General features: G+C 40.4%; 18 protein-coding genes. 10 read left to right on the top strand and 8 right to left on the bottom strand.

The window, feature by feature from the left end:
- Window positions 1–56: 56 nt before the first annotated feature.
- Entirely contained in the window at window positions 57–713 is a 657-nt protein-coding gene (gene hxpB, locus BCU84_RS07260; RefSeq protein WP_102527419.1) for a hexitol phosphatase HxpB, read from the top strand.
- Window positions 714–778: 65 nt separating this feature from the next.
- Here the strand turns inward: hxpB and BCU84_RS07255 are convergent, their stop codons facing one another.
- From BCU84_RS07255 to ampD, 8 genes are all read right to left on the bottom strand, one after another.
- Complete coding sequence (locus BCU84_RS07255) at window positions 779–3,004, bottom strand: patatin-like phospholipase family protein (protein WP_241906380.1); 2,226 nt, start codon at window positions 3,002–3,004, stop codon at window positions 779–781.
- A 133-nt stretch (window positions 3,005–3,137) separates the two neighbouring features.
- Entirely contained in the window at window positions 3,138–7,595 is a 4,458-nt protein-coding gene (locus tag BCU84_RS07250; RefSeq protein ID WP_198589545.1) for an EAL domain-containing protein, read from the bottom strand.
- Between the two features lie 214 nt (window positions 7,596–7,809).
- Window positions 7,810–9,237: a dihydrolipoyl dehydrogenase gene (gene lpdA, locus BCU84_RS07245; RefSeq protein ID WP_102527417.1), complete on the bottom strand. Its 1,428-nt coding sequence runs from the start codon at window positions 9,235–9,237 to the stop codon at window positions 7,810–7,812.
- Window positions 9,238–9,393: 156 nt separating this feature from the next.
- Window positions 9,394–11,352, bottom strand: a complete 1,959-nt coding sequence (aceF, locus tag BCU84_RS07240; RefSeq protein WP_102527416.1) for a dihydrolipoyllysine-residue acetyltransferase — start codon at window positions 11,350–11,352, stop codon at window positions 9,394–9,396.
- An 11-nt stretch (window positions 11,353–11,363) separates the two neighbouring features.
- Complete coding sequence (gene aceE / locus BCU84_RS07235) at window positions 11,364–14,027, bottom strand: pyruvate dehydrogenase (acetyl-transferring), homodimeric type (RefSeq protein ID WP_102527415.1); 2,664 nt, start codon at window positions 14,025–14,027, stop codon at window positions 11,364–11,366.
- A gap of 75 nt (window positions 14,028–14,102) precedes the next feature.
- Window positions 14,103–14,855 (bottom strand): pyruvate dehydrogenase complex transcriptional repressor PdhR, encoded by a 753-nt coding sequence (pdhR, locus tag BCU84_RS07230; RefSeq protein WP_102527414.1) that lies wholly within the window; start codon window positions 14,853–14,855, stop codon window positions 14,103–14,105.
- A gap of 394 nt (window positions 14,856–15,249) precedes the next feature.
- Window positions 15,250–16,101: a beta-lactamase regulator AmpE gene (gene ampE / locus BCU84_RS07225; RefSeq protein ID WP_102527413.1), complete on the bottom strand. Its 852-nt coding sequence runs from the start codon at window positions 16,099–16,101 to the stop codon at window positions 15,250–15,252.
- 104 nt (window positions 16,102–16,205) lie between these two features.
- A complete protein-coding gene (ampD, locus tag BCU84_RS07220; RefSeq protein WP_102527412.1) occupies window positions 16,206–16,754 on the bottom strand; it encodes a 1,6-anhydro-N-acetylmuramyl-L-alanine amidase AmpD in 549 nt (182 codons plus the stop codon).
- Between the two features lie 204 nt (window positions 16,755–16,958).
- Here ampD and nadC point away from each other — a divergent pair, with 204 nt between their 5' ends.
- The 9 genes from nadC to mutT all read left to right on the top strand — a co-directional run bounded on the left by nadC (window position 16,959) and on the right by mutT (window position 25,541).
- Entirely contained in the window at window positions 16,959–17,837 is an 879-nt protein-coding gene (nadC, locus tag BCU84_RS07215; RefSeq protein ID WP_102527493.1) for a carboxylating nicotinate-nucleotide diphosphorylase, read from the top strand.
- 1,109 nt (window positions 17,838–18,946) lie between these two features.
- Window positions 18,947–19,366, top strand: coding sequence for a prepilin-type N-terminal cleavage/methylation domain-containing protein (locus BCU84_RS07210; protein WP_102527411.1), 420 nt, complete (start codon window positions 18,947–18,949; stop codon window positions 19,364–19,366).
- 144 nt (window positions 19,367–19,510) lie between these two features.
- Window positions 19,511–21,220, top strand: coding sequence for a type IV-A pilus assembly ATPase PilB (gene pilB, locus BCU84_RS07205; protein WP_102527492.1), 1,710 nt, complete (start codon window positions 19,511–19,513; stop codon window positions 21,218–21,220).
- A 55-nt stretch (window positions 21,221–21,275) separates the two neighbouring features.
- Complete coding sequence (locus BCU84_RS07200; protein ID WP_102527410.1) at window positions 21,276–22,550, top strand: type II secretion system F family protein; 1,275 nt, start codon at window positions 21,276–21,278, stop codon at window positions 22,548–22,550.
- Window positions 22,551–22,596: 46 nt separating this feature from the next.
- Window positions 22,597–23,526 carry an A24 family peptidase gene (locus BCU84_RS07195; protein ID WP_102527409.1) on the top strand — a complete coding sequence of 310 codons (930 nt, stop codon included), beginning with the start codon at window positions 22,597–22,599 and terminating at the stop codon, window positions 23,524–23,526.
- Between the two features lies 1 nt (window position 23,527).
- Window positions 23,528–24,133, top strand: coding sequence for a dephospho-CoA kinase (gene coaE / locus BCU84_RS07190; protein WP_102527408.1), 606 nt, complete (start codon window positions 23,528–23,530; stop codon window positions 24,131–24,133).
- Between the two features lie 9 nt (window positions 24,134–24,142).
- Window positions 24,143–24,880 (top strand): cell division protein ZapD, encoded by a 738-nt coding sequence (gene zapD / locus BCU84_RS07185; RefSeq protein WP_102527407.1) that lies wholly within the window; start codon window positions 24,143–24,145, stop codon window positions 24,878–24,880.
- 41 nt (window positions 24,881–24,921) lie between these two features.
- Window positions 24,922–25,131: a DNA gyrase inhibitor YacG gene (gene yacG, locus BCU84_RS07180; protein WP_102527406.1), complete on the top strand. Its 210-nt coding sequence runs from the start codon at window positions 24,922–24,924 to the stop codon at window positions 25,129–25,131.
- 11 nt (window positions 25,132–25,142) lie between these two features.
- Window positions 25,143–25,541 (top strand): 8-oxo-dGTP diphosphatase MutT, encoded by a 399-nt coding sequence (gene mutT, locus BCU84_RS07175; RefSeq protein WP_102527405.1) that lies wholly within the window; start codon window positions 25,143–25,145, stop codon window positions 25,539–25,541.
- Window positions 25,542–25,816: the final 275 nt, after the last annotated feature.

Here is a 25,816-nt window from a genome sequence, read left to right as displayed (position 1 = left end):
AAAGATTACTTATTCAAGCTTATTGAATGTTTATTCAATTAACAAAAGGGTTCGTCATGAGTTCCACTCCAATAGAGGCCGTTATTTTTGATATGGATGGCATAATTATCGACACTGAGCCTGCGTGGCAACAAGCTGAAGTCGCAGTAATGAATCAATTTGGTGTACCAATTAATTTGGTGGATGCAGAGGTAACAACAGGCTTGAGAATCGATGCTGTCGTTAATTACTGGTATCAAAGACACCCTTGGCCTAACTATGACAATCAGCACGTCGCTCAGCAGATTATTGATAAGGTCGTCGCCTTTATCGAAACTGAAGGCGAACCGATGCGAGGTGTCGTTGAAGCCTTAAAGTTATGCCAGCAAAAGCAGCTTAAGATTGGGCTGGCGACATCTTCGTCATCCGATTTAATTGAAGCAGTCATGAGAAAATTAGGCATTAAAAATTACTTCATGGCGATAGAGTCTGCTGAAAACCTGCAATACGGTAAGCCGCATCCTGAGGTATATCTTAACTGCGCGAATGCACTGGGTATTTCTCCGGCGAATTGTTTGGCGATAGAAGACTCATTCAATGGCTTAATCGCCGCAAGAGCCGCTTCAATGCAAACGGTGGCTATACCAGCAGCTGAACTTGCCCAGCAATCTCGCTGGCAAATTGGTCACCATCAACTCGAGCATCTCGGCTTATTAACTGAGGTACTCGGGTGATACTGGTATTTACATCATAAAAAAAGCTGCCCTATGGCAGCTTTTTTTATGATGCTATTTAACGGTTAGAAGTTTTTACCGATGAATAGATAGAATGCTTGTTCACCCGTGTCAGTAAAGCCCACGCCCAAGGCTGCAGGCCCCCAGCTAGTGTCTGTACCAAGATATAAACTGCCAGCATAAATCAGATCATCTAAATCTACATTATCTCTATTAACCCAGACATTACCGCCTTCGAAACTGGTACCAAGGTATAAAGGAACATCTGACAGTAATACATCACGTCCTAAGTCATATTGATAAATTAACGCACCAAATGCTTTATGTGCCCCAGCTAATGCGCCTTTGTGATACCCCGATAAGTTTAAAAAGCCACCAAGCTCAGAGACATGTAATGTAAACTCTCTGTCCACATCAACGGTTGCAAGCTCTACCTTGCCCACAATAGCGTGATTACCTAGCTTTAACGCACCTTTCCAATCTGCTTCGTAGTGCCATGATAGCTCACCGGAATCTTCGATTATGGCGCCTTTATATTCTTCATCACGAACTGATGCTTTAAATGTGAGACGCTGTCCTTCGGTTGGGAAACTAATGCTATTTAGCGTATCGAAGGTTGCCATGAAGTAACCCCCTTTCGACTTGTAATCCAAATCGATTTGCGACACGGCACGGTTTGATAAAGTACCGGCTTCTCCCACGGCACCTAATTCAATTAAGCCTGCATGGGAATAATTGTAACCTACGCCAACCGCAAACTGATGTAAGGCGTTTTTTAGTTCATACTCTCGTTCATTGCCATCGTAGAAATCCCAATCTTTGATTTCATATTCATAATGAACACGGCCGTAGTAATCTTGGTCTTTACTGAACGGCTGATAAAATTCAGTACTAATACGTTTCTCGTACCCTAACTGCACTTCATTGCGCCATTCTCCACCATTATTAGTCAGTTCACCCATGGTGTAGGCTAAGCTTAAGGTTATCGCTGAGTCTAACGTAAAGTCATCTTCCCAATTAAAGCCAACATCAAAATAATTCGGTCCCCAAGATTTAGCATGTGTATTGATGGTTAGTATGCGTCCTTCTTCAGTGTCTTCAAATTCAGCATCAACACGCTCGAACTTATTCAATGAATATAGCCGCTTTACTCCAGCCTCTAATGCTTCTTTGGTGATAACCTCACCTTCTTTAAGGTTCAACTCCTCACGTAACAATCGCTCACTAACCTTGGAATCATTGACGAATACGATTTGCGTAGCAGGACGGTTAACTTGATTCACTAGTCGGTTTTTGATTTGTTTTTTATCAGCTTGATATTGCTGATACTCTTTCTCACTGACGCCTAAATGAGCCAGCATTGGCAATGCTGCTTCACCTGCTATTCGACCCGCTTCTAATGCCTGAGGCATAATTTCAAAATCAGTGGTGCTCATATCATCAATGGCAGGACGAATAAGCACATCACCTTCAACCAGTAATGTCTTCTGATGTTGAGTCGTGGCCATGGTCAGAATAGTCGATAGCTGTTCAAGTACCGCTATCGTGCTATCCAGTTCTTCTTTAGAGGCCAATGGTGAGCCAATATCAATCGCTATCACAACATCGGCGCCCATCGCTTTAATCACATCGATAGGCATATTGTTGGATATACCGCCATCAACCAATAATTTACCATCTATCTCAGCAGGTTGAAGTGCGCCAGGAACGGTCGCTGAAGCTTGCATGGCTTTGACAATACTGCCTTTTGCTAATATCACAGCATGGCTGGTCGTTAAGTCAGTGGCCACGGCGCGAAACGGAATAGCTAAGTCGTCGAAGTCGCCAAACTGTTCAACCAAATCGGTTGAGTCACGCAATAACTGCGACATAGTCTGGCCTCGTAACAAGCCACTGGGCGCAGCAAGGCCGCCATCTTTATAACCTACGTTAATGGGGATATTGAATTTATCGCGGTGTTGTTTGTCTCGAAATGAAAGGTCTTCACGGGGAATGGTATCTGAATAACCTTCTGCCCATGGAGAGTTAAGCATGATGTCTTCAATTTCAGTGGCGGTATAACCCAGTGCATACATACCACCGACATAGGAGCCAATACTGGTACCCGTGACATAATCCACCGGGATGCGGTTTTTCTCTAGTACTTTAAGCACGCCAATATGAGCAGACCCTTTTGCTCCACCACCACTTAATACTAATCCGACTGAAGGTCGTTCTTGAGCATAAGCCATACTTATGACCATACTCAGTACTATACTCAGTAACATTAGCAGTGTGATTTTGCGCCCCATATAAAGGATCCCTTTCTTAAAGTTATTATCGGCGCCATTCTAACAAAGAAACCCCAACATTAATAAAACCTTTTAAACACTAAATTAACAGTTAGTATTTTCATTAAGTCGTTTTCGAGTTTGAATTTCAATGTTATTCAGCATCAATTACGTCTATCCCAGTTGAGCTTGTTTCTGTTATACCAATAAAGGCATCTAGCTGTTCTCGCGGCATAGGTTTGGCAAAGTAATAGCCTTGAATGATATAACAGCCACGGCTAAACACTTGCTCCATTTGCTCATTTGACTCGATACCTTCTGCTACCACATGTAACTTTAAATTTCTCGCAAGCTCAATAATACTGCTTACAATGGCTTGGTCAGCTTCGTTTGTCGCAATATCGATCAAGAAAGAACGATCAATCTTAAGTGTGTTCACTTCAAAATTTCGTAAATAAGCCAAAGATGAATAACCTGTACCAAAATCATCAATTGCCACTTCAATGCCTAGCTGTTTTAGCTTGGTTAAATGTGAGACAGCCACCTGTAATTCTTTCATCAGCACGCCTTCAGTGATTTCTATCGCCAAGCAGTGAGGTGGCATCCCCGTGTCTTCTAATATCGCTTTCAAACTGTCAATAAAATCAATTTGTCTGAACTGAACGGCGGATACATTGACCGATAATTGAAAAGGTTGGTCATACAATGCATACCAACGTGCGCCGTCTGTACAAGCCTGTCTTAGCACCCAAAGATCAATATCAATGATCAATCCACATGATTCAGCCACTTTGATAAAAACATCTGGGCGAATAAATCCATCTTCAGGATGTTGCCAACGAATGAGCGCTTCCATCCCAATAAATTTATCTCCTTGAAGAATATCTATTTGTGGTTGGTAGAAAAGCGCTAGATCATTATTTTCCAATGCCTTACGTAATTCTGATTCAATTCTTAAATGATATTGCGCTTCGGCGTTTCGCTCTGCTGAATAATATTGGAAATTGCCTCGTCCCTCATCTTTAGCGTGATACATGGCCAAATCAGCATTTTTAATCAGGGTTTCAGGATCGAGTGTGTCTTCAGGCCACATGCTGATCCCAATACTGGTCGAAACAAAGAACTCTCGACCAAATAATTTAAAGGGGGCGCCAATTTCTTGAAGGATCTTTTCAGCGATCAAGTTTATTTGATCAACATCATCGGCATCTCTCAATAAAATCACAAATTCATCACCGCCAAAACGACACACAAAATGATTGTCACCCACACTGCGCTGCAATCGTTTCGCGGCTTCCACCAGCAAAGCATCACCCATACTATGTCCGTATGAGTCATTCACATGCTTAAAGCGATCTAAATCTAAAAACAATAATGCTAATTTTTCATTGGTTCGCTGAGCTTGCTGTGTGATAGCACTCAATCGGCTATTGAACATAGAACGGTTTGCTAAACCAGTCAGCATATCGTTGTTGGCTAAATGACGAAGGTTTAACTCATTTTGTTTGCGGACTGTGATATCAGAGAAAACCACCACATAATGCTGGGTATTACCTTGCTTATCTAGCATGACAGAAATATTGGCCCACACAGGGAAATACTGCTTAGACTCGCCAATAAAAGTCAGCTCACCATTCCATGAACGCTTACTTTTCAGTAAATTATCAATAATTTCAGATTCGTTTTGTGAGGGTATCAATGACTCAAAAAATGCCCCGATTAACTGATTATGACTACTAGTTAATAACGTATTTGCCGCACTATTGAGCACTTTGATTTTTTTGTCATGATCAAGAATCAACATACCTTCTGACGTGTTCTCAAACGCTTTGGCGAACAGATCTATTTCGTTTTGCAGTTCTCGCTGCTCCGAAATTTCGGTATATATCCCAGCAACTTTAGTTAATTGCCCAGATTCAGCATCGCGTGACACCACTCGCCCACGAATACGCAGCCAACCGATCTTCTCCTCACCTCGATAGTAGCGAAACTCAACATCCACTGAATTGTGTTCACCTTTGAGTAAACCAATCCATTGTTGGTTCACTGTGTCTTTATCTTCTTCGATAATGGGTAAGTCAGAAATTAAATAAGAAAACTGCCGTCTTTCACCTAAAATACCTGATTGATTCTCAAAATGAATACGGTTTGAATTATTATCCCACTCCCATAAATCCGAATCACTGCCTCTTAAAGACTGGCGTAGCTTATCTTCGCTTTCTCTTAACGCGCTATTAATACCAATGACTCTTCGAACTTGCTTTTGACGTAACCATACCGATGTAAATGCGATAAATAATATAGTGAACAACACCAGCATTTTAAACCATTGTGATGCCCACCAATATTCATCAACTGTAAATTGAAATTGGAACGGCTCACTTGACCAAACCCCTTGCTGTTTATGAAGTAATTCCAGGGTATAAGCCCCAGCTCTTAAATCAGCAATATTAATTTGAGTTTGGCCTTCCAACAGAATGTAATTCGATTTCTTGTTCGAACCATCTAATCGTAAACGATATTTAATACTAATTGGTGCCGTATCAATATAATCAAACGTGGTCATTTGGAAACTAATCAACTTGGCATCTGGGCGAACAGTTTGAAATGAATCAGCGAGCAGATATAGTTCGGTTTCTGCTTCGTAATAAACTGAAATTGATTCTAGAGAGATTTGTTGACTACGGCTGCGATGTTCTAACTTCTCTACATCGACTAGCATAGCCCCGTCAGGGCTGCCGATATACAGGCCTGCCTTGGGATCATAAAACGCGGCTGCTTCATTAAATTCTGATGCAGTAAAACCATCGTGAACAGAAAATACTTCTATTGCTTCACTTTTTATATCTTGACGAATTAAGCTGTTTTCACAACCAATAAGATTATAACGTGCGGTTTTCTCGAAAAAATAAATCGTATCACATTCCACATTCCATACATCGTTAAATGAAGTGATTTCATGGGTTTGCAAATTGAATAACAATACACCTTCTTGATAAGTGCCTAACCATAAATGGTTATCATCGACTTGAAGAATATTATTGATGCCGACATTGGGATATTGACTGACAATGATATCAGACAAAGACACTAGCTTGTTCTGCTCATCAAGATAGCCTAGGTACTTGTTACCGCCGACCCAAAGCTTATTGCTTAGATCACGGTATATACTTGAAACCTTGGTTTTTGAATGCCTCTCGTCACCTGTAAATAATGGCACCTGCCTTATATCCAAAAAACCAGGTTGCCAATAATGAATTTCGTTATGTGTTCCCCACCAGGTACGACCATTAAACTGTGGGTCATTATATGAAATAAATAGTTCCTTTCCCCTTAAGTTATTACTATCAGGTGCAAACTCTGAAAAGTCGATTTCTTGATTAGACTGTTTGTCATATACAAAAAGGCCATTGGTTGTTGCTAATACAAGGTGTTTATCATCTAACGAAGAAGAGCTGTACACTGAGTCACTGCTTTCAAACTCATCAGGTAAAAATAAGCTCGTCGATACTGCTTGCTTATCAACAATATTAAGTCCTCCATCTCCACCTAACCACAACTTGTCACCCTCGGCATAGATGCTCCAAATCATTTCATTGACCAGTTTATATGGAGATGCCTTGTTGAAATAATCTAATAGAAAATCAGGTTTAAGGGCCAATAAAGCTAATCCTTCTCCCGATCCACCTATCCAAATTAAACCATGCTCATCGATAGCAATATCATCAACATAGTCAATGTCAGAATCACGTTTTAATTCATCTTTATAAGATTTAATCACTTGACTATCAGGCTGCCAAGAAAGGAGACCTGAAGTGGTCGACATCCATAAATGACCGAGCTTATCTTCAACTAATTGATAGATATTAAATGGGGCAATACTGACTTTGCTAATGTTTTTGTTAGTAAAATCAACGCTAAAAAGGCCTTTGTTTGAATATGCCCAAATATTTTGTTTTTTGTCGATAAATAAACCACGAATCGATGTATTTGGTACATTCCAATCAATGCTAGATTGTAACTCGCCCAGGGCATTCCTAAGCTCAATCCTATTGGTACTGGAGTATATAATTTGATTATCTTGTAAATGATTGATGCTATTCCAAGACAAAGTATCATCCAATACAAGGCCGTAATCTAACTGCAATGTGCTGCTATCAAGCGTCATCACACGTCCCGACTCTGTTAATAGCATCACATTATCATTAGCGAGTGTGGTGTGACTGGTAATAGGGTCGTTATCAAAGTTATCAACAGGGTCTATTAGCAGATTATAAAATTGATTTGTTGAAATATCATAAAGGGTGAGTGATATATCACTTTTGAGTAACAGATGAGTCTTGCCCACTTTGATTAATGATTTGATATTTTCGTAATTTAACGCATCTGCACTACCTGGCTGGTCTATTCGACGTACAGTTGAACTGCTGACTCTATAAAGACCTTGCTGAGTCGCTAGCCACACATAACCGTAATCATCAAACGTAATATCATTAATGGTGTAATCAACGAGTCCATCTTTGGCATCAAAAAGTCGCTGTACAAGGTTTACCGCAGCGGCTTGCGTGCAAAAAACAATAGCCAGAAACACGATAGTAAAAAACTGGTTCACGCGTTTTATCATTTTTATGTGAGTACTCTTATGACGAATCGTTTTGTTTGGGCGTTTCCTTGCAAGAAAAAATAGGCTTCATGCCTGACGGTAACTGAACAGATAAAATATCACTATTGATACATTCTTTTAATATATCACTTACATGTAAACTTAGACCAAAAAAAAGCACCCCGAAAGGTGCTTTATTACAAAATGCTACAGTTGTTACCGCTTACTTTTTCTTCTTTGCCTTTGGATTTGGCAAATCAGTAATTGAACCTTCGTAAACTTCCGCAGCAAGTCCAACAGACTCATGTAATGTTGGATGAGCATGAATCGTTAGTGCTAAATCTTCAGCATCACAACCCATTTCAATTGCTAGGCCAATTTCACCTAATAATTCACCACCATTAACACCAACAACAGCACCACCGATAACACGATGAGTTTCTTTGTCGAAAATTAACTTAGTCATACCGTCACTTGCATCTGAAGCAATTGCGCGGCCACTTGCAGCCCAAGGGAAACTAGCGGTTTCGTATGAAACGCCCTGCTCTTTTGCTTCTTTTTCAGTTAGGCCTACCCACGCTACTTCTGGGTCAGTATAAGCAATTGATGGGATAACTTTAGGGTCGAAGAAGTGCTTAAGACCTGAAATAACTTCAGCGGCAACATGACCTTCATGCACACCTTTGTGAGCAAGCATTGGTTGACCAACGATATCACCGATAGCGAAGATGTTAGGTACGTTAGTACGTAACTGCTTATCAACATTGATAAAGCCACGCTCATCAACATTAACGCCAGCTTTTTCAGCATCGATAGATTTGCCGTTTGGTGTACGACCAATAGCCACTAAAACAGCGTCGTAACGGATAGGTTCAGCTGGTGCTTTCTTGCCTTCCATTGTGACGTAAATACCGTCTTCTTTTGCTTCAACCGCTGTCACTTTGGTTTCAAGCATCAAGTTGAATTTCTTCTTGATCTTCTTAGTGAAGATACGAACGATATCTTTGTCTGCAGCTGGAATAACTTGGTCAAACATTTCAACCACGTCAATTTCACTACCGATTGATGAGTAAACTGTGCCCATTTCTAGGCCAATAATACCGCCACCCATAACTAACAACTTACCAGGCACTTCTTTAAGCTCTAGTGCGTCAGTCGAGTCCCAAATACGTGGGTCTTCATGTGGAATAAACGGTAGCTCAATTGGGCGTGAACCAGCAGCGATAATCGCGTGTTCAAAGTGGATCACTTTAACGCCGTCTTCACCTTGTACTTCAATAGTGTTTGGCGAAGTGAATTTACCGTAGCCATTAACCACATCAACTTTACGCATTTTAGACATTCCGCCTAATCCGCCAGTTAACTGACCAACTACTTTTTCTTTAAAGCCGCGAAGTTTTTCTAAATCAATAGTTGGCTCACCGAATACAACACCGTGATGCGCAACTTCTTTCGCTTCTTCGATCACTTTAGCTACGTGTAAAAGTGCTTTTGAAGGGATACAACCCACATTCAAACAAACACCGCCTAACGTGCTAAAACGTTCAACAATAACCGTTTCTAAACCTAAATCTGCAGCTCGGAATGCTGCTGAATAGCCTGCAGGGCCTGAACCAAGTACTACTACCTGAGTTTTGATTTCGTTACTCATGTTTTCCTCTATTTTTCTCTTGTTGGCGGAAAAACCGTCCAAACTGCAAAATGTGGGCAAATCTTGTAAGGTGGCCGCATTTTACCCTTTGTTTGATACTGATCACAATCCTGTGACGAGATAAAAAAGGCTGCTCACAGTGAGCAGCCTTTTTCTTTACAAAATTAACGTACGGATATCGCTAAGAATGCTAGATAATGTCACGCTGAAACGCGCAGCCATTGCACCATCAATTACACGATGGTCATATGACAATGACAGAGGCAACATGAGCTTAGGCTCAAAGTCACTGCCATTCCATTTAGGCTTCATTTCCGACTTAGACACACCTAAGATAGCCACATCAGGATAGTTAACGATTGGGGTAAACGCAGTACCACCGATGCCACCTAAACTTGAGATAGTAAAACAGCTACCTTGCATATCTGCAGACTTAAGCTTGCCATCACGAGCGCGGACAGAAATGTCCATTAGCTCACGTGAAAGCTCAACAATGCCTTTCTTATCAACGTCACGCACAACAGGAACCATCAAGCCATTTGGTGTATCAACTGCAACACCAATGTGGAAGTATTTCTTCTGGATTAATGACTCACCATCTGCACTTAAACTTGAGTTAAACACTGGGAATTCAGCCAATGCTTTTGCTACTGCTTTCATCATAAAGACCAGCGGAGTTATCTTGTAATCTGCTTTCTTTTTCGCAGCAAGTGTATTCTGCTCTTTACGGAATGCTTCTAACTCAGTGATATCAGCTTCATCAAATTGGGTCACATGTGGAATAGTGACCCAGTTACGATGTAAGTTAGGCCCAGAAATCTTCTGGATACGGCTTAATGGAATTTCTTCCACTTCACCAAACTTACTAAAATCAACTTTAGGTGCAGCAATCACATTTAAGCCACCTGCGCCACCAGCAACAGCTGTAGCAGCAGACGCTTTAGGACGACTAAGTTCATACTTAATGAATGCTTGAACGTCTTCTTTAAGAATACGTCCTTTACGGCCTGTACCTTTAACTAAAGTCAGGTCAGCACCAAACTCACGCGCTAAGCGGCGAACAGCTGGTGATGCATGTACTGCACCTGTTTTAGGCTGACTGCCCGCACTTGGATGATGTGGCACTGGCGCAGCTTTTACTGGCGCAGGAGCCGCAGCAACGGGTGCTGGTGCACTAGTAGCTGGAGCGGGTGCGCTAGCAACTGGCGCAGCAGTCGATATGGTTTCAACGGTAGCAATGATGCTACCTTGAGACACTTTATCGCCTACATTTACCGTTAAACTAACAAGCTTACCTGCAAATGGCGCTGGTACTTCCATGGTTGCTTTATCTGTCTCAAGGGTAATTAATCCCGTATCAACTTCAAGCACATCACCAACGGCAACCAAAACTTCAATCACGTCGACATCAGCAGCATCACCAATATCTGGCACTGCCACTTCTTTCACTTCAACAGTACTAGTTGCAGGAGCCGCAGGAGCTGGTGCACTTGTAGCAGGTGTTGCTACTGGTGCAGCAGCGGTCGCGCCTACTTCTAACATCAGTACTAATGAACCTTGAGAGACTTTGTCGCCAACAACGACTTTAAGCTCTTTGACAACACCAGCAGAAGGCGCAGGCACTTCCATTGTCGCTTTGTCTGTTTCAAGGGTAATTAAGCCAGTATCAGCTTCAATGGTTTCGCCAACGCTAACGAGTACTTCGATAATATCGACGTTATCAGCATCACCAATATCAGGCACTGAGACTTCAATGATTTCTGTACCACCAGTTACGGGCGTTGCACTCACAGGTGCTACAGGAGCTGTCGCTTCTGGCGCAGATGCTGGAGTCGCAACAGGAGCCGGCGCTGCAGCTTCCGCAGGTGCCGATTCTGATGCAGCATTAAGCATTGCAATCAGTTTACCTTCTGAAATCGTGTCCCCTACAGCTACTTTTAGCTCTGCAACGGTACCAGCAAATGGTGCTGGAATATCCATTGTCGCTTTATCGCTTTCAACCGTAAGAATTGAATCTTCTGCAGCGATGTCATCACCAACTGCAACACAGACTTCAATAACCTGAACTTCATCACCACCGATATCAGGAACCAAAACTTCTTTTAATTCAGCCATTTTGTTTCTCTCTATGCGTACTGTGGATTAATCTTATCAACGTCGATACCATATTCTTTGATGGCTTTAGTGAGCACATCAACTGGTATTTCGTTACGGTCAACAAGGGCTTTTAATGAAGCAACAACGATGAACTTAGCATCTACTTCAAAGTGGTGACGTAAGTTGTCACGGCTATCACTGCGACCGAAACCGTCAGTACCTAGCACTTTGTAATCTGTAGGAATGTAAGCACGTAATTGCTCGCCGTAAACCTTCATATAATCTGTAGCAACAATTGCTGGCGCATCTTTTGATAGCACTTCAGAAATATAAGGTACTTTTGGCTCTTCAGTCGGATGGAGCATGTTATAACGCTCAGCTGCTTGGCCATCACGAGTTAACTCGTTAAAGCTAGTCACGCTGAATACATCTGCAGTAATACCAAAATCTTTTGATAACGCGACAGCTGCTTTGCGCACTTGCTCTAAGATAGTACCGCTACCCATTAACTGGACAGAACCTTTACCACTACCTTGAAGGGTTTCTAACTTGTAGATACCTTTAACAATGCCTTCTTCGCTGCCTTCTGGCATAGCAAGTTGTTCGTAGTTTTCGTTCATCGTTGTTAGGTAGTAGAAAACATCTTCCTGCTCACCATACATGCGACGAATACCATCTTGAACAATCACTGCGATCTCGTAACCGTAAGTCGGGTCATAAGAAATACAGTTAGGGATAGTGTTAGCTAATACATGGCTGTGACCATCTTGATGCTGAAGACCTTCACCATTCAATGTAGTACGACCAGATGTACCACCCACCATGAAGCCACGAGCTCGCATATCACCTGCTGCCCATGCCATGTCGCCAATACGTTGGAAACCGAACATTGAGTAGTAAATGTAGAACGGGATCATTGGGGTATCGTTAACCGAGTAACTTGTTGCCGCAGCAACCCAAGATGACATTGCACCTAACTCGTTAATACCTTCTTGCAATACTTGGCCGGTTTTATCTTCACGGTAGTAAGCAACTTGATCTGAATCTTGTGGTTCGTATTTTTGTCCTTCATGAGCATAAATACCCACTTGGCGGAATAAACCTTCCATGCCAAAGGTACGTGCTTCATCAGGAATAATCGGTACAATTTGCTTACCGATTTTTTTGTCTTTTAACAATGCAGTTAAAATACGTACAAATGACATTGTGCTTGAGATTTGACGACCGTTAGAACCTTTAAGTACTGAGTCGAAAATCTTCAATGATGGTACTTCGATATCTTGTGAAAATTTCTCAAGACGTTTTGGCATAGCACCATGTAAAGTTTCACGGCGCGCTTTTAGGTACTTAACTTCTTCTGAGTCAGCACCAGGATGATAGTAAGGAATATCTTCTAACTGATCATCGCTAATTGGGATATTGAAACGATCGCGGAAGTACTTAAGCGACTCAACACCCATTTTCTTCACGTTATGCGCGATGTTTTTACCTTCACCCGCATCACCCATTCCGTAACCTTTTACTGTTTTAGCAAGGATTACTGTAGGACGACCTTTGGTGTTTTTAGCGTGTTGTAGTGCAGCATAAATCTTAACTGGATCATGACCACCACGGTTTAGACGCCAAATGTCATCATCTGACATGTTAGCAACCATTTCGGCTGTTTCAGGATATTTGCCAAAGAAGTGCTCACGAGTGTACGCACCACCTTTCGCTTTACAGTTCTGGTATTCACCATCAACGGTTTCTTCCATCAACTGCAATAATTTACCGCTAGTGTCACGTGCAAGTAATGGATCCCAGTAGCGACCCCAAATCACTTTAACTGCTTCCCAGCCTGCGCCGCGGAACTCGCCTTCTAGCTCTTGAATGATCTTGCCGTTACCACGAACAGGTCCATCAAGACGTTGTAAGTTACAGTTAACGATAAAGACTAAGTTATCTAACTCTTCACGGGCAGCAAGACCGATAGCACCTAATGTTTCAGGCTCATCACACTCACCATCACCTAAGAAACAGTAAACAGTTTGCTCTGAACAATCTTTTAAGCCACGGTCAGTAAGGTACTTAAGGAAACGTGCTTGATAGATTGCTTGAATAGGACCAAGACCCATCGATACCGTCGGGAACTGCCAGTAGTCAGGCATTAACTTAGGATGCGGGTATGAAGATAAACCTTTGCCATCAACTTCTTGACGGAAACCGTTCATTTGATCTTCGCTAATACGCCCTTCAAGGAACGAACGAGAATAAATACCCGGTGCGATATGACCTTGGTAATAAACTAAATCACCACCGTCTTTTTCATTTGGAGCACGGAAGAAGTGGTTAAAACACACGTCATAAATAGTCGCACTAGAGGCAAAACTTGAAATGTGACCACCTAGTTCTAAATCTTTTTTAGAACCACGTAATACCATTGCAAGTGCATTCCAACGAACGATTGCACGAATGCGACGTTCCATTTCCTGATCGCCAGGCATATGCGGCTCTTGGCCTGAAGGAATCGTATTCAAATAAGCGGTAGTCGCTTTATATGGTAGATGAGTACCATTGCGGCGAGCTTTATCGATTAATTGTTCAAGTAGAAAATGCGCACGTTCAGGGCCTTCTTGCTCTAATACCGCTTGCAGTGAATCTACCCACTCTTGAGTTTCTAATGGATCTAAGTCTTGTAGCATATCTTCAGACATGTCGCTGTCCTTCTCTAGATACTGATAATTAATGTGTTTCGGTCAATTTATAATGAGGTTTCACTATAATTTGTATCAAACACCGCTCTTTAAACGGCGCAAGCTACGCTGCAACCGACTGTCTTCTTCCCTCACAGACAACATGACTTCCTCGATGTAACTTAAATGTTCGTTCGAGGCTTCACGTGCCGCATCAGGGTCGCGACGAACGATAGCAGCGAGTAATGCTCGTCTGTGCTCATTCGCCATTGTAGATGCTTCTTCGCGGCGGCTTAGAAGCTCTAAGTTCTGTGCTACGTTCTTGTGCAACACAGGGGTTAAACTAAGTACTAGGTGTAACATCGCCACATTATGTGAAGCTTCGGCAACTGCACGATAAAAACGTACAATCGCATCTGCTTGTGCTTCAACATTTGCTGCAGCTTCCACTTCGTTGATAGAACGCTTAATGCTTTGCATATCAGCGTCATTTCCTCGAAGTGCGGCAAAATAAGCCATCATCCCTTCTGTAGCATGACGAAACTCCAGTAAGTCGTACTGACTTTCTGAATCGTTATGCATCAACTCAACAATAGGATCGGCGAGGCTTTGCCATAGTTGTTCTTTTACATAGGTGCCACCACCTTGGCGACGCATTAAAAGCCCTTTGGCTTCTAGCTTCTGGATCGCTTCGCGTAATGAAGGGCGAGACACTTCAAACTGCAAAGCCAGTTCACGCTCAGGCGGTAACTTCTGGCCAGGCTGTAAACTACCTTCAAGGATCATGCGCTCTAGTTGCTCCATGATCACATCTGAAATTTTAGGCTGGGTTATTTTGCTATAAGCCATTTGGCCCTCAGCTCCGTTGTCAATTGGTCTTACCAATTTATATGAGATAGCGCACTTTATCAAATCAAACATTTGATGTCTAGTTAGGCTAGTGTTGAATGGATGTTAGGTGAAGGTTTTAAACGCTCGACTTCGTAATAGAATAAGAGCATAACGAAAAAAACCTTCAAAGGGGTCTGACCATTTACTAAACGTGACCACGGAAGGGCTGCGAATCAAGTAAACCTATTTAAAGTGATTACATCAGCCACAATTTCTGTTAAACATTAGCAGTAAATGCAGCAATTGAATGGTTAAAAAATAAAAACTGTTTTTCTATTTCAATTTAATATTAGTTATACATTAATTAATATTAATCATTCGTATTTATAAAGATTAGCAATCTCGCGTCAACCTAACTCACTAATCCAAAAATCGTTAGCACCGATAGTACGGTAAGCAGCAAAATAAAGTTACGTTTACTGAGTGCCAGTAATGCCAGTGTTGGTTGTACACAAACAGGAGCTGAAGTTGACTCAGGAAGTGTTTCAGCGGCGAGCGCGGTATAAGTGACAATATTTTTAGCTGAATTGTTAGCGTTAAATACTTGCTTGCGCCATTCAGAGATCCCAGATGCAAAATGCCCACTCAACACAAAACCAAAACTGAACACCCGACTCGGGATCCAATCAAGCAAAAAGAGTAATTGACTGATAAATGGCATATCGAGTTTATTCTGTTGATTATATTGCTCATAAAAACGAACTGAACAATAAAGTACTGCGCCAACAGGGCCAAAGAAAATCAGAAATAATGCCACTGCGCCGTAATAGCGGTAATTAACCCAAGCAACCGTTTTACCGATTTGCTGGCCTAAATCTTTTTCATCAATGGCATCTAAACATTCAGTACAATCTAGGTGCTCAGCGTAATGGTAACAAGCTTGTACATCTCCACGGCAGGCCGCCAACATGTACTTTTTAAAACTACTACGAAGAGATTGATGACTTAAACAAAAAATAGCAATTGCAACCCATAACAACAGGGTAACCAAGTCATAAAACACACCGTCTATGAGAAATAATATAAGAAAAACAATAATGGCAGGAATTAACACCACTGCAGAAACAGCAAGCGGTGAATCAAACTTGTTATCTTTCCAAAACAATTGCTGATACTTGGCTAGCATTGAATCAAACTGCCAATTGGCAGGTAAAAGCTTAAGCCTTTCGACCATGATCGCAATTAATAAAGAAAATAGTGCCATGTGACTCCTGTTTACAGCTTTAGAAGTGAAAGCTTAAAAAATCTGGTTGATGTTGGTATATGAATCAACTGCAATCGAGAATGTGCATTAATTGAGACTCACACTTAACCCGATAGCATTCCCAAATAGCGTTGCCAATCAAAGCTCTCCCCTGGGTCTGTTTTACGTCCAGGTGCTATGTCGCAATGCCCTACAATTTTACTTTGATTAAGCATAGGATATTCATTAAACAACTCCAAGGTTAATTGCACTAAAACTTGATATTGCTCATTGGTATACGGTTCTGTATCAGTCCCTTCAAGCTCTATACCAATGGTAAAATCATTATAGTTTTCACGGCCATTAAAGCTAGAAACCCCTGCATGCCAAGCCCTGTCATCACAGCTTACATATTGCACAACTTCCCCATCACGGCGAATTAAAAAATGAGCAGAGACTTCAAGTCCCACTAATTCGCTAAAACTAGGATCAGCAGTGGCATCTATACATCCCTGAAATAAACCGTCGATATGAGGTAAACCATAACAACCCGCAGGTAAACTGATGTTATGAATCACCAAGCCACTCACTTCATTTAAAGGTCGTTGATTAAAGTGTGGCGACTTACATATACGGGCGGCTTGATGCCACCCAGCTTGAATCATGTTTTTCATATTACAGTTAAGTCACTTAATGCCGAGTAAAGAGAAGATAATAAAAGAACTTTGTAGTTAATTAAACAAGCTCAATGTAACAGCTCAATGCTATATTTTAAAATAACAACTGTGGTAAAGTTGCCTGCATACCTGTTTTATTATCAGCTGGCTGAATTTGACATACTCCAGCTTGATGTCGCTGTAATAGCAAGGACTAAGCACATGATTGAAAACGATATCCGACAAGCCGTAAAAACAGCGCTTGATGAAGACTTAGGTCATACCCCTTCCCATACACCCAAAGATATTTTAGCTGCTGATATAACCGCACAACTTATTCCAGCCGATAAATACGCAGAAGCTGTATTAATCACTCGAGAAGAAGGCGTTTTTTGCGGAAAAGCATGGGCTGAACAAGTCTTCAATCAACTCGGAGGAGATGTAGCGCTGCATTGGCATGTTGATGACGGTGACTTATTAGTACCCAACCAAGTGCTGTGTGAATTATCAGGGCCAGCTCGAGCTATTTTAACTGGCGAGCGCACGGCAATGAACTTCATCCAAACCTTATCGGGTGTTGCCAGCTTAACCAAACACTATGTTGACAAGTTAGCGGGTACCCACACTCGACTACTAGACACTCGAAAAACCATCCCGGGCCTGCGTACAGCACAAAAATATGCAGTCACTTGCGGCGGCGGCAAGAATCACCGCATTGGTTTATTTGATGCATTCTTAATCAAAGAAAACCATATCATGGCCTGCGGCAACATTGATTTAGCGATTAAAGCGGCTCGAGAGCTAGATAATGAAAAACCAGTAGAAGTAGAAGTCGAATCAATTGCCGAGCTAACCGAAGCATTAGAAGCAGGCTCTGACATTATTATGCTGGATAATTTTGATGTCACTATGATGATAGAAGCAGTGGCACTTAACCATGACTTCAAAGCGCAAGGGAAAGGAGCAAAGCTTGAAGTATCGGGTAATGTCACCATCGATACCATTGCTGACTTTGCGAAAACAGGTGTGGACTATATTTCTGTAGGCGCGCTAACAAAACATGTAAAAGCGTTGGATTTGTCGTTAAGGTTAAAAGGCTAGTTTTAGCACTCAGTTATTAGCATTTGGCAACTAGACGTTAGAGCTAAACGATCGAGGTTTACATTCTAATACTTCATAACACTAGTAACGGTATTGAGTCTGCCTAATACTATAAATTATCCAACAAAAAGCACTCTACTCAAGAGTGCTTTTTTAATACTTCATCTCAAAGCTAATTAGAAAGTAAAATAATATCCATCCAGTGAGATGATTAACTAACTTAGGGTTACTTATCTAAGCTAGCTTGTATTAGCTTACTTGAATTAGTTTGTTTATCTAAGGTTACATACTTAAGAATAGCTTATATTGATAACCTCTTGTTGCTGAGCATCAAAATACAAATCTAAACTCTCAATATTGCATTCGCTTAACTTTTTGAAGTATTCAAATCATCTCAAGTGGTCTTACCATATATTTAAGCACTAAAGATATAGTACATTTTTCTACTAATTTTATTTTCTGAACAAGCCATATTTTTGACTTTCAAAAACTTCAGTCAATTAATCCACGACACCTCAAAAATTGTCATCATTTTGTTGCGAAACCAGTGCCAACAAGGGCTTATATTACATTTTTTTGGCTTTTTTTACACTTTAAGCCTGCAAGGTATTCCTTTTTTGATAACTTTATAATAACGTTCACTACAGGCGAGTATAATTTCAAGCTAAACTTTTTTACAAATTACTTTTCAAAGCGTTACAAGCGTAACAATTGTTGGTTTTTGATAGTAATTGATTGAAGTCACCTTGACTGAAACACTCCTTTAACAATATTTCAGTAAAGTTATATTGTTTGTTGCCGTTAGTAGATAAAGTGGCGATTATTTAATCTCTACTCTATCCTGTAACTGTAAACTTGAAAGAATGAAGTAATAGGTTGACCCACCAAATTACTTTCATCGTTGTATAGCAACATTTGGTGAGTCGCACTTTTAAAAGCATTAACAGTTTTAAAAAGTTAATAAAAAATACACTAGTTTATTAATGCTAGAAGGATTGTGGTGATAGGACACCAGTTAACATTATTAAGGGCCTTTACTAATGTTAAGTTTCAAGGATAAGAACAAACCCGAAGCAACACTAAAGCACCAAAAAAGAGAGAGATAAAAAATGAAAAGCATTAACCAAATCAAAAACGCTAAGGGTTTTACTCTTATTGAATTAATGATCGTAGTAGCGATCATCGGTATTCTTGCAGCAATTGCTTTACCTGCTTACCGCGACTATGTAGGTGCAGCACACGGTGGTGCAGCCATGAAAGGTGTAGCGTCATTCACAACCAAAGCTGTTACTTGTGTTCAATCAGGTATTTCTTGTGACACAATCAATGCTGAAGTTACTGCAACTGCAGGGTTAACTTCTTCAGCAACTCTTGCAGAAGGGGCTGGTGGAGATGTAGCGTTTTCTGATGGTACATGTGTAGTAACTGCAACTATTACAAATACGGGAACAGTAACTTATGCTGCAACCTTAGTTTCAGGTGCATCAGGTGCAACTGCTACTCAATGTGCTGATGGTGCAGGTGTATAACTTTAGTAGTTAGCACAAACTATCCCTAAAACTTTAAAGTATAATTGACAAAAAGCAGCATATTGCTGCTTTTTTTGTCTTTGGAAGCTTTCTATTATTGTGCCATAATCAAATTATATCATTATGTTAGCAGAGCAAAAAAACATGGCGACGTCTGGTCTAAACTTAGGTCTATCTACATTATTTATCCGTAAAAACTTGTTAACTGAAGAACAAGTTGCAGACGCCATTAGTCAATCTAGAAAATCAAAAAAATCACTTGTTACGACAATAATACAATCAAAATTACTTTCTTCCCGTGAAATAGCTGAACTGTGTTATGAAGAATATGGCGCTCCTTTACTAGACTTATCAGAATTTGATTTTAATGATATTCCAGGTGACATTCTCAATAAAAAACTCATAGCAAATCATAAGTGTTTACCATTATTCAAACGCGGTAACCGACTATTTATTGCGACTTCCGATCCTACCAATATAGCTGCATTAGAGGATTTTCAATTTAGCTTAGGCTTGCATGCTGAAGCCATTATTGTTGAAGATGATAAACTTATCCTTGCCTTAGAAAAAATACTTGAAGAGGATATTTCTGGTCTCGGGCTTGACGGCATTGATGAGGAAGCTCTGGCAAATATCGAAGTTACAGACACTGACAAGCACGAAGAAGAGCAAACTGATAGTAGCGATGATGCTCCCATTGTCATTTATATCAATAAAATTCTAACTGATGCAATTCGAAAGGGTGCATCAGATTTACATTTTGAACCTTACGAGAAGCGTTATCGCATTCGCTTTAGAATCGACGGTATATTACATGAAGTGTCTGAGCCACCAGTCAATCTATCAAACCGCATTTCTGCCCGTTTAAAAGTCATGTCAAAACTCGACATTGCCGAACGTCGAGTGCCACAAGATGGCCGGATTAAAATGAAACTGTCACGAACTAAATCGATAGATTTTCGTGTCAGTACCTTGCCCACCATTTGGGGCGAGAAAATTGTAATGCGTATTTTGGATTCATCTTCAGCACAATTAGGTATTGAAAAATTAGGCTATGAAGATGATCAACGTGAGCTTTATGAGGAAATGCTTGCCAAACCTCAAGGTATGATTTTAGTTACAGGGCCTACGGGCTCTGGTAAAACCGTATCCCTATATACTGGTCTCAATATTCTTAATACCGAAGAGCGAAATATTTCTACCGCTGAAGATCCGGTCGAAATAAACCTCGAAGGGGTTAACCAAGTTCATATTAATTTAAAAGCTGGTTTAACCTTTGCCTCTGCATTACGTTCTTTTTTACGCCAAGACCCCGATGTGGTCATGGTCGGTGAGATTCGAGATTTAGAAACCGCAGAAATCGCCATTAAAGCTGCACAGACGGGTCACTTAGTGTTATCAACTCTTCACACCAACTCGGCAGCGGAAACATTGACTCGTTTAATCAATATGGGTGTGCCTGGCTATAATATTGCTAGCTCAGTTAATTTGATTATCGCCCAGCGTCTAGCAAGACGGTTATGCCCTGAATGTAAAGCACCAGAAGATGTACCAAAAGAAGAACTACAGCGCCTAGGTTTCTCTGAAGATTTAATTTCTGAAGGTTTTACTGTGTTCAAACCTGTTGGTTGTGAGCACTGTTCTGGTGGTTACAAAGGCCGCGTTGGTATTTATGAAGTGATGAAAATGACAGACGAAATATCAAGAACCATTATGGAAGGGGGCAACTCTTTGCAAATAGCGAGTCAAGCTAAGGCTAGTGGTATGCGAGATTTACGCTTATCAGGTTTACTAAAAGTCACTAAAGGCATTACAAGTATTGCAGAAGTAAATCGAGTAACAAGCTTCAATTAAATAATTATTACTTGAATTAAGCATTGCACATAATAAATAGAAAAGGATTTGCTTTATGGCAACAGCAACCACTAGAAGAAAGCCACGATTAAACAAAAAGTCGAAAAAAGATGTTAAGCATCAACCAAAAACATTTACTTTTGAATGGAAGGGTGTCAACAGGGATGGCCAAAGAACCTCAGGTGAACTTCGAGGTGCTACAATATCTGAAATTAGAAGTATATTAAAAGCCCAAGGCGTTACCCCTAAAGGTGTCCGTAAAAAGTCCGCTTCCTTATTCAAATCTGAGAAAAAAATCACTGCAATGGACATTGCGATGATTACGAGACAAATAGCAACCATGCTATCTGCCGGCGTCCCTTTAGTGACTACCATCGAACTTCTTGGCCGAGGCCACGAAAAAGCTAAAGTAAGAGAACTTCTAAGTACTATTCTAAATGATGTGCAATCAGGTATCCCATTATCAGATTCATTGCGTCCTCATAGAATATATTTTGATGACCTATATGTTGATCTCGTCGCAGCTGGAGAACATTCAGGGTCACTTGATGCTGTATTTGATAGAATTGCAACTTATCGTGAAAAATCAGAGGCGCTTAAATCCAAAATTAAAAAAGCAATGTTTTACCCTGCTGCAGTAGTAATTGTAGCCATAGCCGTTACAGTATTATTACTACTATTTGTCGTACCTCAATTTGAAGAAATATTTGCAGGATTTGGTGCTGAATTACCAGCTTTCACTCAATTTGTATTAAAGATTTCACGAGCACTTGAATCATCTTGGTACATCATTGCTGCTATTATTTTTGCGTTAGTATTTACATTTGTAAGGGCTCACAGAAATTCACAAGCAGTAAGAGATCAAGTTGATATATTAATTTTAAAAATTCCTGCAATTGGTCCTATTTTACATAAAGGAGCCATGGCAAGATTTGCCCGTACACTTGCAACGACATTCTCTGCTGGTGTCCCCTTAATCGACGGATTAGAGTCAGCTGCTGGCGCTTCTGGTAATGCAGTATATAAAAAGGCATTACTAAAGGTTCGCCAAGAAGTGATGGCGGGGATGCAGATGAATGTAGCCATGCGCACCACAGGCCTTTTTCCTGACATGCTGACCCAAATGGTGATGATCGGTGAGGAATCAGGAGGCTTGGATGACATGCTGAATAAAGTTGCCAATATTTATGAAATGCAAGTTGATGACGCAGTTGACGGCTTATCAAGCCTAATTGAACCCATCATGATGGTCGTCATTGGTACTGTTGTGGGTGGACTTATTGTGGCCATGTATCTACCTATATTCCAAATGGGTAAAGTTGTTGGTTAGCAACCAGTTCATATAACAATATAAAAGAATAAGAATAAGAATAAGAATGAATGATTTTATTAATAGTTTTATAAGCTCTATGAGCCAAAGCCCTTGGCTCTTTATTTCAATAAGCTTTATTTTTGCAGCTACTATTGGCAGCTTTTTAAATGTAGTCATTCATCGCTTCCCTGTGATGATGAAACGGGAATGGCAAAGTGAGTGCAATTATTATCTAGCTGAGTACCATCCTGATATCGTCAAAGAAGTGGGTGAGAAAAGACTCAATAAACCCATTGATGATTTTCCAAAGAAATATAATCTAGTTGTTCCTGGTTCCGCTTGCCCTAAATGTAAAGCAGATATTAAGCCTTGGCATAACTTACCAATTTTAGGCTGGCTAGCGCTGGGCGGTAAATGTGCTAACTGCAAAATTAAAATTAGTGCCAGATATCCAGTTTTTGAATTAATCACAGGTTTGCTTATTGCCACATTAGCGTGGCATTTCGGGCCAACGTGGCAATTCCTGTTTGCTTCAATACTTACTTTTGTATTAGTAGCACTTACCGGCATTGATTTAGATGAAATGTTATTGCCAGATCAATTAACCTTACCTCTTTTATGGCTAGGCCTGATTATTAACCTCAAAGGAATTTATGCAAGTCCAGCAGACGCTATTATTGGTGCAACTGCGGGTTACTTAAGCCTTTGGTCTGTATTTTGGCTGTTTAAAATAGTGACCGGAAAAGAAGGCATGGGATACGGTGACTTCAAGTTACTCGCTGTATTTGGTGCATGGCTAGGCTGGCAATTTCTTCCTTTAATTATTTTGCTGTCATCTTTAGTTGGCGCAATTGTGGGTATATCAATGATGCTGGCTAAAAACCTCGGTAGAGATAATCCAATTCCGTTTGGTCCTTATATTGCGATTGCTGGTTGGATAGCACTTATTTGGGGTCAAGATATCATTAATTGGTATTTAGGAACGCTGGTTTAATATGGCAAACTTCATAGTTGGCTTAACTGGGGGGATTGGCTCAGGCAAAACCACAATAGCGAATCAATTTTCAGAACTCGGAATTGAACTTGTTGATGCCGATATGATTGCCCGAGAAGTAGTTGAGCAAGGCACAACAGGTTTAAGTCAGATTGTTTCGCACTATGGCATGGATATTTTAGATTCATCAGGAAAGCTCGATAGAACTAAATTAAGGTCTAAAGTTTTCGACGATGAGCAAGAAAGGCAATGGTTAAATAATTTACTGCACCCTTTGATTAGAAAACAAATGTTAGCAGCAGTCAAAAATGCTAATTCTCCCTATGTTATTATGGTTGTACCCTTGCTATTTGAGAATGGGTTAGATAGTTTAGTCAATACGACTTTAGTGGTGGATATTCCACCACATGAACAGGTAGCAAGAACAGCTAAGCGAGATGGGGTTAATTCAACACAAGTTGAAAAAATCATAAACCGTCAAATATCTAGGAAATTAAGATTATCAAAGGCTGATGCAGTCATTGACAACACACTTCCCCTAGAAGAAGTACGTAAAACTGTTCAGTTATTACATTCAAGCTACCTTGACCAAGCATCAACAGCATAGATAATAATAATGAATAACGAACTGATTTATGAGCAACCGCTTAACGAAAAAACGAGGAGCTACCTTCGTTTAGAGTATTTGGCTGACCAGTTAGCGATGCACACTGAATCAGATCATCAACACCATTGTTTTTATCCATTATTTTCTCTTGCCGAATTAACAGACAGATGTGATTATCGAACAGATATTCTCAAAGACATTGATAAGCAACTCATTGTTTTAAGTAAGTGGCACGCTTTACCTCACGTAGATAAAAAACAAATTCAACATATCATCGATCAACTCAATGCCTCAAAAGCCCCCCTTCAAACCAATGAGCGAATTGGTTGTCATTTAAAAAAAGATAGGTTTATTGCAGCGCTGAAACAACGCTTTGGCATGCCAGGAGCCTGCTGCAATTTTGATTTACCACAATTGCATTTTTGGTTATCAAAGGATTGGACACAAAGACAAGCAGATCTTCGCAGTTGGGTTGAAAATTTTTTACCAATATTGACACCGATAAAGCTATTGTTAGATCTAACGAGAAGTACTGCTGAATTCCGCTCCTCTGAAGCGCAGCAGGGGTTTTATCAAGGAAACAGCGTTCAAACTTTGTCTTTGATCAGAGTAAAAATAAATTGCAACCAAAGTTGTTATCCAACAATTAGCGGCCATAAAAATAGATACGCCATCCACTTTGTCGGTTTTGAGAACCAAAAACACACAGATAATTTAGTTAAATTCAAACTAGCTACTTGCCACTAAAGTCTTTACTATCTCCCTGTAACTAACAGTGAGTAATTTATATGCCTATATCTGTAAAATGCCCAACCTGCCAAGAAAATGTTGACTGGACGCCTGACGAAAAATTTAAACCTTTTTGTAGTGAGCGTTGCAAAATGATAGATCTGGGTGACTGGGCAAGTGAAAAACATGCCATACCTGTGAAGCCAGAATTTGATCACGAAACACTCGATAGTGAAGGTTTCGATGAAGGCGATTTTTTTAAACATTGAATAGGAAAAAAATGAAAAGAATCCATGTTGCGGTTGGCATTATAGTTAATGCAGAGCAAGAGATATTAATTGCTAAAAGACACCAGCACCTTCACCAAGGTGGTAAATGGGAATTTCCAGGTGGCAAGGTGGAAAATAATGAAAGTGTCTCCCAGGCTCTAATTAGAGAGCTTAAAGAAGAAGTAAATTTAGATATTAACGCTACGACTTCGTTTATGGAAATATCACATGATTATCCTGATAAGCATGTATTGCTAGACATACACCTAGTAAAAGACTTCCAAGGCAATGCAGAAGGTATCGAAGGACAACAAATTAAATGGATTCCTTGTTCAGAACTTAAAAATTATAATTTCCCAAAAGCTAACCAACCAATAATTGATAAACTTTTGGAGTTGATAGCTAATTAAGTTAGGCATTTGAGTTGTTTCAGCCTAATCAACAAGATTTATGTCAACACTCGACTTGAAGCACAACTAACAACTTCGTTAATTCATCTTTTGCACACTAACAATTCCCCATAGATCTTAGTTTAAATATCATAATTCCACACATAAAATAGCCCGTTACGTGAGCAACGGGCTAACTGCTCTCAATTAAGAGGCACTAATTTTAAAGATATGGGGCTCTTAGCGATGACCTATTTTTACTATCCTTGTAAGGGCACATGGGCATATCGTCCACA

The organism is Shewanella sp. 10N.286.51.B7, from assembly GCF_002873615.1.
Classification (GTDB): domain Bacteria; phylum Pseudomonadota; class Gammaproteobacteria; order Enterobacterales; family Shewanellaceae; genus Shewanella; species Shewanella electrodiphila.
Note: the sequence above shows the minus strand (reverse complement) of the source record. Positions and strands in the feature narration are given on the sequence as shown.

Bases quoted from the DNA above. Each gene is read 5' to 3' on its own strand.
- ampD (WP_102527412.1), bottom strand. From the start codon at position 16,754: ATGAAAAACATGATTCAAGCTGGGTGGCATCAAGCCGCCCGTATATGT.
- BCU84_RS07210 (WP_102527411.1), top strand. From the start codon at position 18,947: ATGAAAAGCATTAACCAAATCAAAAACGCTAAGGGTTTTACTCTTATT.
- lpdA (WP_102527417.1), bottom strand. From the start codon at position 9,237: ATGAGTAACGAAATCAAAACTCAGGTAGTAGTACTTGGTTCAGGCCCT.
- ampE (WP_102527413.1), bottom strand. From the start codon at position 16,101: ATGGCACTATTTTCTTTATTAATTGCGATCATGGTCGAAAGGCTTAAG.
- zapD (WP_102527407.1), top strand. From the start codon at position 24,143: ATGAATAACGAACTGATTTATGAGCAACCGCTTAACGAAAAAACGAGG.
- nadC (WP_102527493.1), top strand. From the start codon at position 16,959: ATGATTGAAAACGATATCCGACAAGCCGTAAAAACAGCGCTTGATGAA.
- aceF (WP_102527416.1), bottom strand. From the start codon at position 11,352: ATGGCTGAATTAAAAGAAGTTTTGGTTCCTGATATCGGTGGTGATGAA.
- pilB (WP_102527492.1), top strand. From the start codon at position 19,511: ATGGCGACGTCTGGTCTAAACTTAGGTCTATCTACATTATTTATCCGT.
- aceE (WP_102527415.1), bottom strand. From the start codon at position 14,027: ATGTCTGAAGATATGCTACAAGACTTAGATCCATTAGAAACTCAAGAG.
- coaE (WP_102527408.1), top strand. From the start codon at position 23,528: ATGGCAAACTTCATAGTTGGCTTAACTGGGGGGATTGGCTCAGGCAAA.
- yacG (WP_102527406.1), top strand. From the start codon at position 24,922: ATGCCTATATCTGTAAAATGCCCAACCTGCCAAGAAAATGTTGACTGG.
- pdhR (WP_102527414.1), bottom strand. From the start codon at position 14,855: ATGGCTTATAGCAAAATAACCCAGCCTAAAATTTCAGATGTGATCATG.
- mutT (WP_102527405.1), top strand. From the start codon at position 25,143: ATGAAAAGAATCCATGTTGCGGTTGGCATTATAGTTAATGCAGAGCAA.
- BCU84_RS07200 (WP_102527410.1), top strand. From the start codon at position 21,276: ATGGCAACAGCAACCACTAGAAGAAAGCCACGATTAAACAAAAAGTCG.
- hxpB (WP_102527419.1), top strand. From the start codon at position 57: ATGAGTTCCACTCCAATAGAGGCCGTTATTTTTGATATGGATGGCATA.
- BCU84_RS07195 (WP_102527409.1), top strand. From the start codon at position 22,597: ATGAATGATTTTATTAATAGTTTTATAAGCTCTATGAGCCAAAGCCCT.
- BCU84_RS07255 (WP_241906380.1), bottom strand. From the start codon at position 3,004: ATGGGGCGCAAAATCACACTGCTAATGTTACTGAGTATAGTACTGAGT.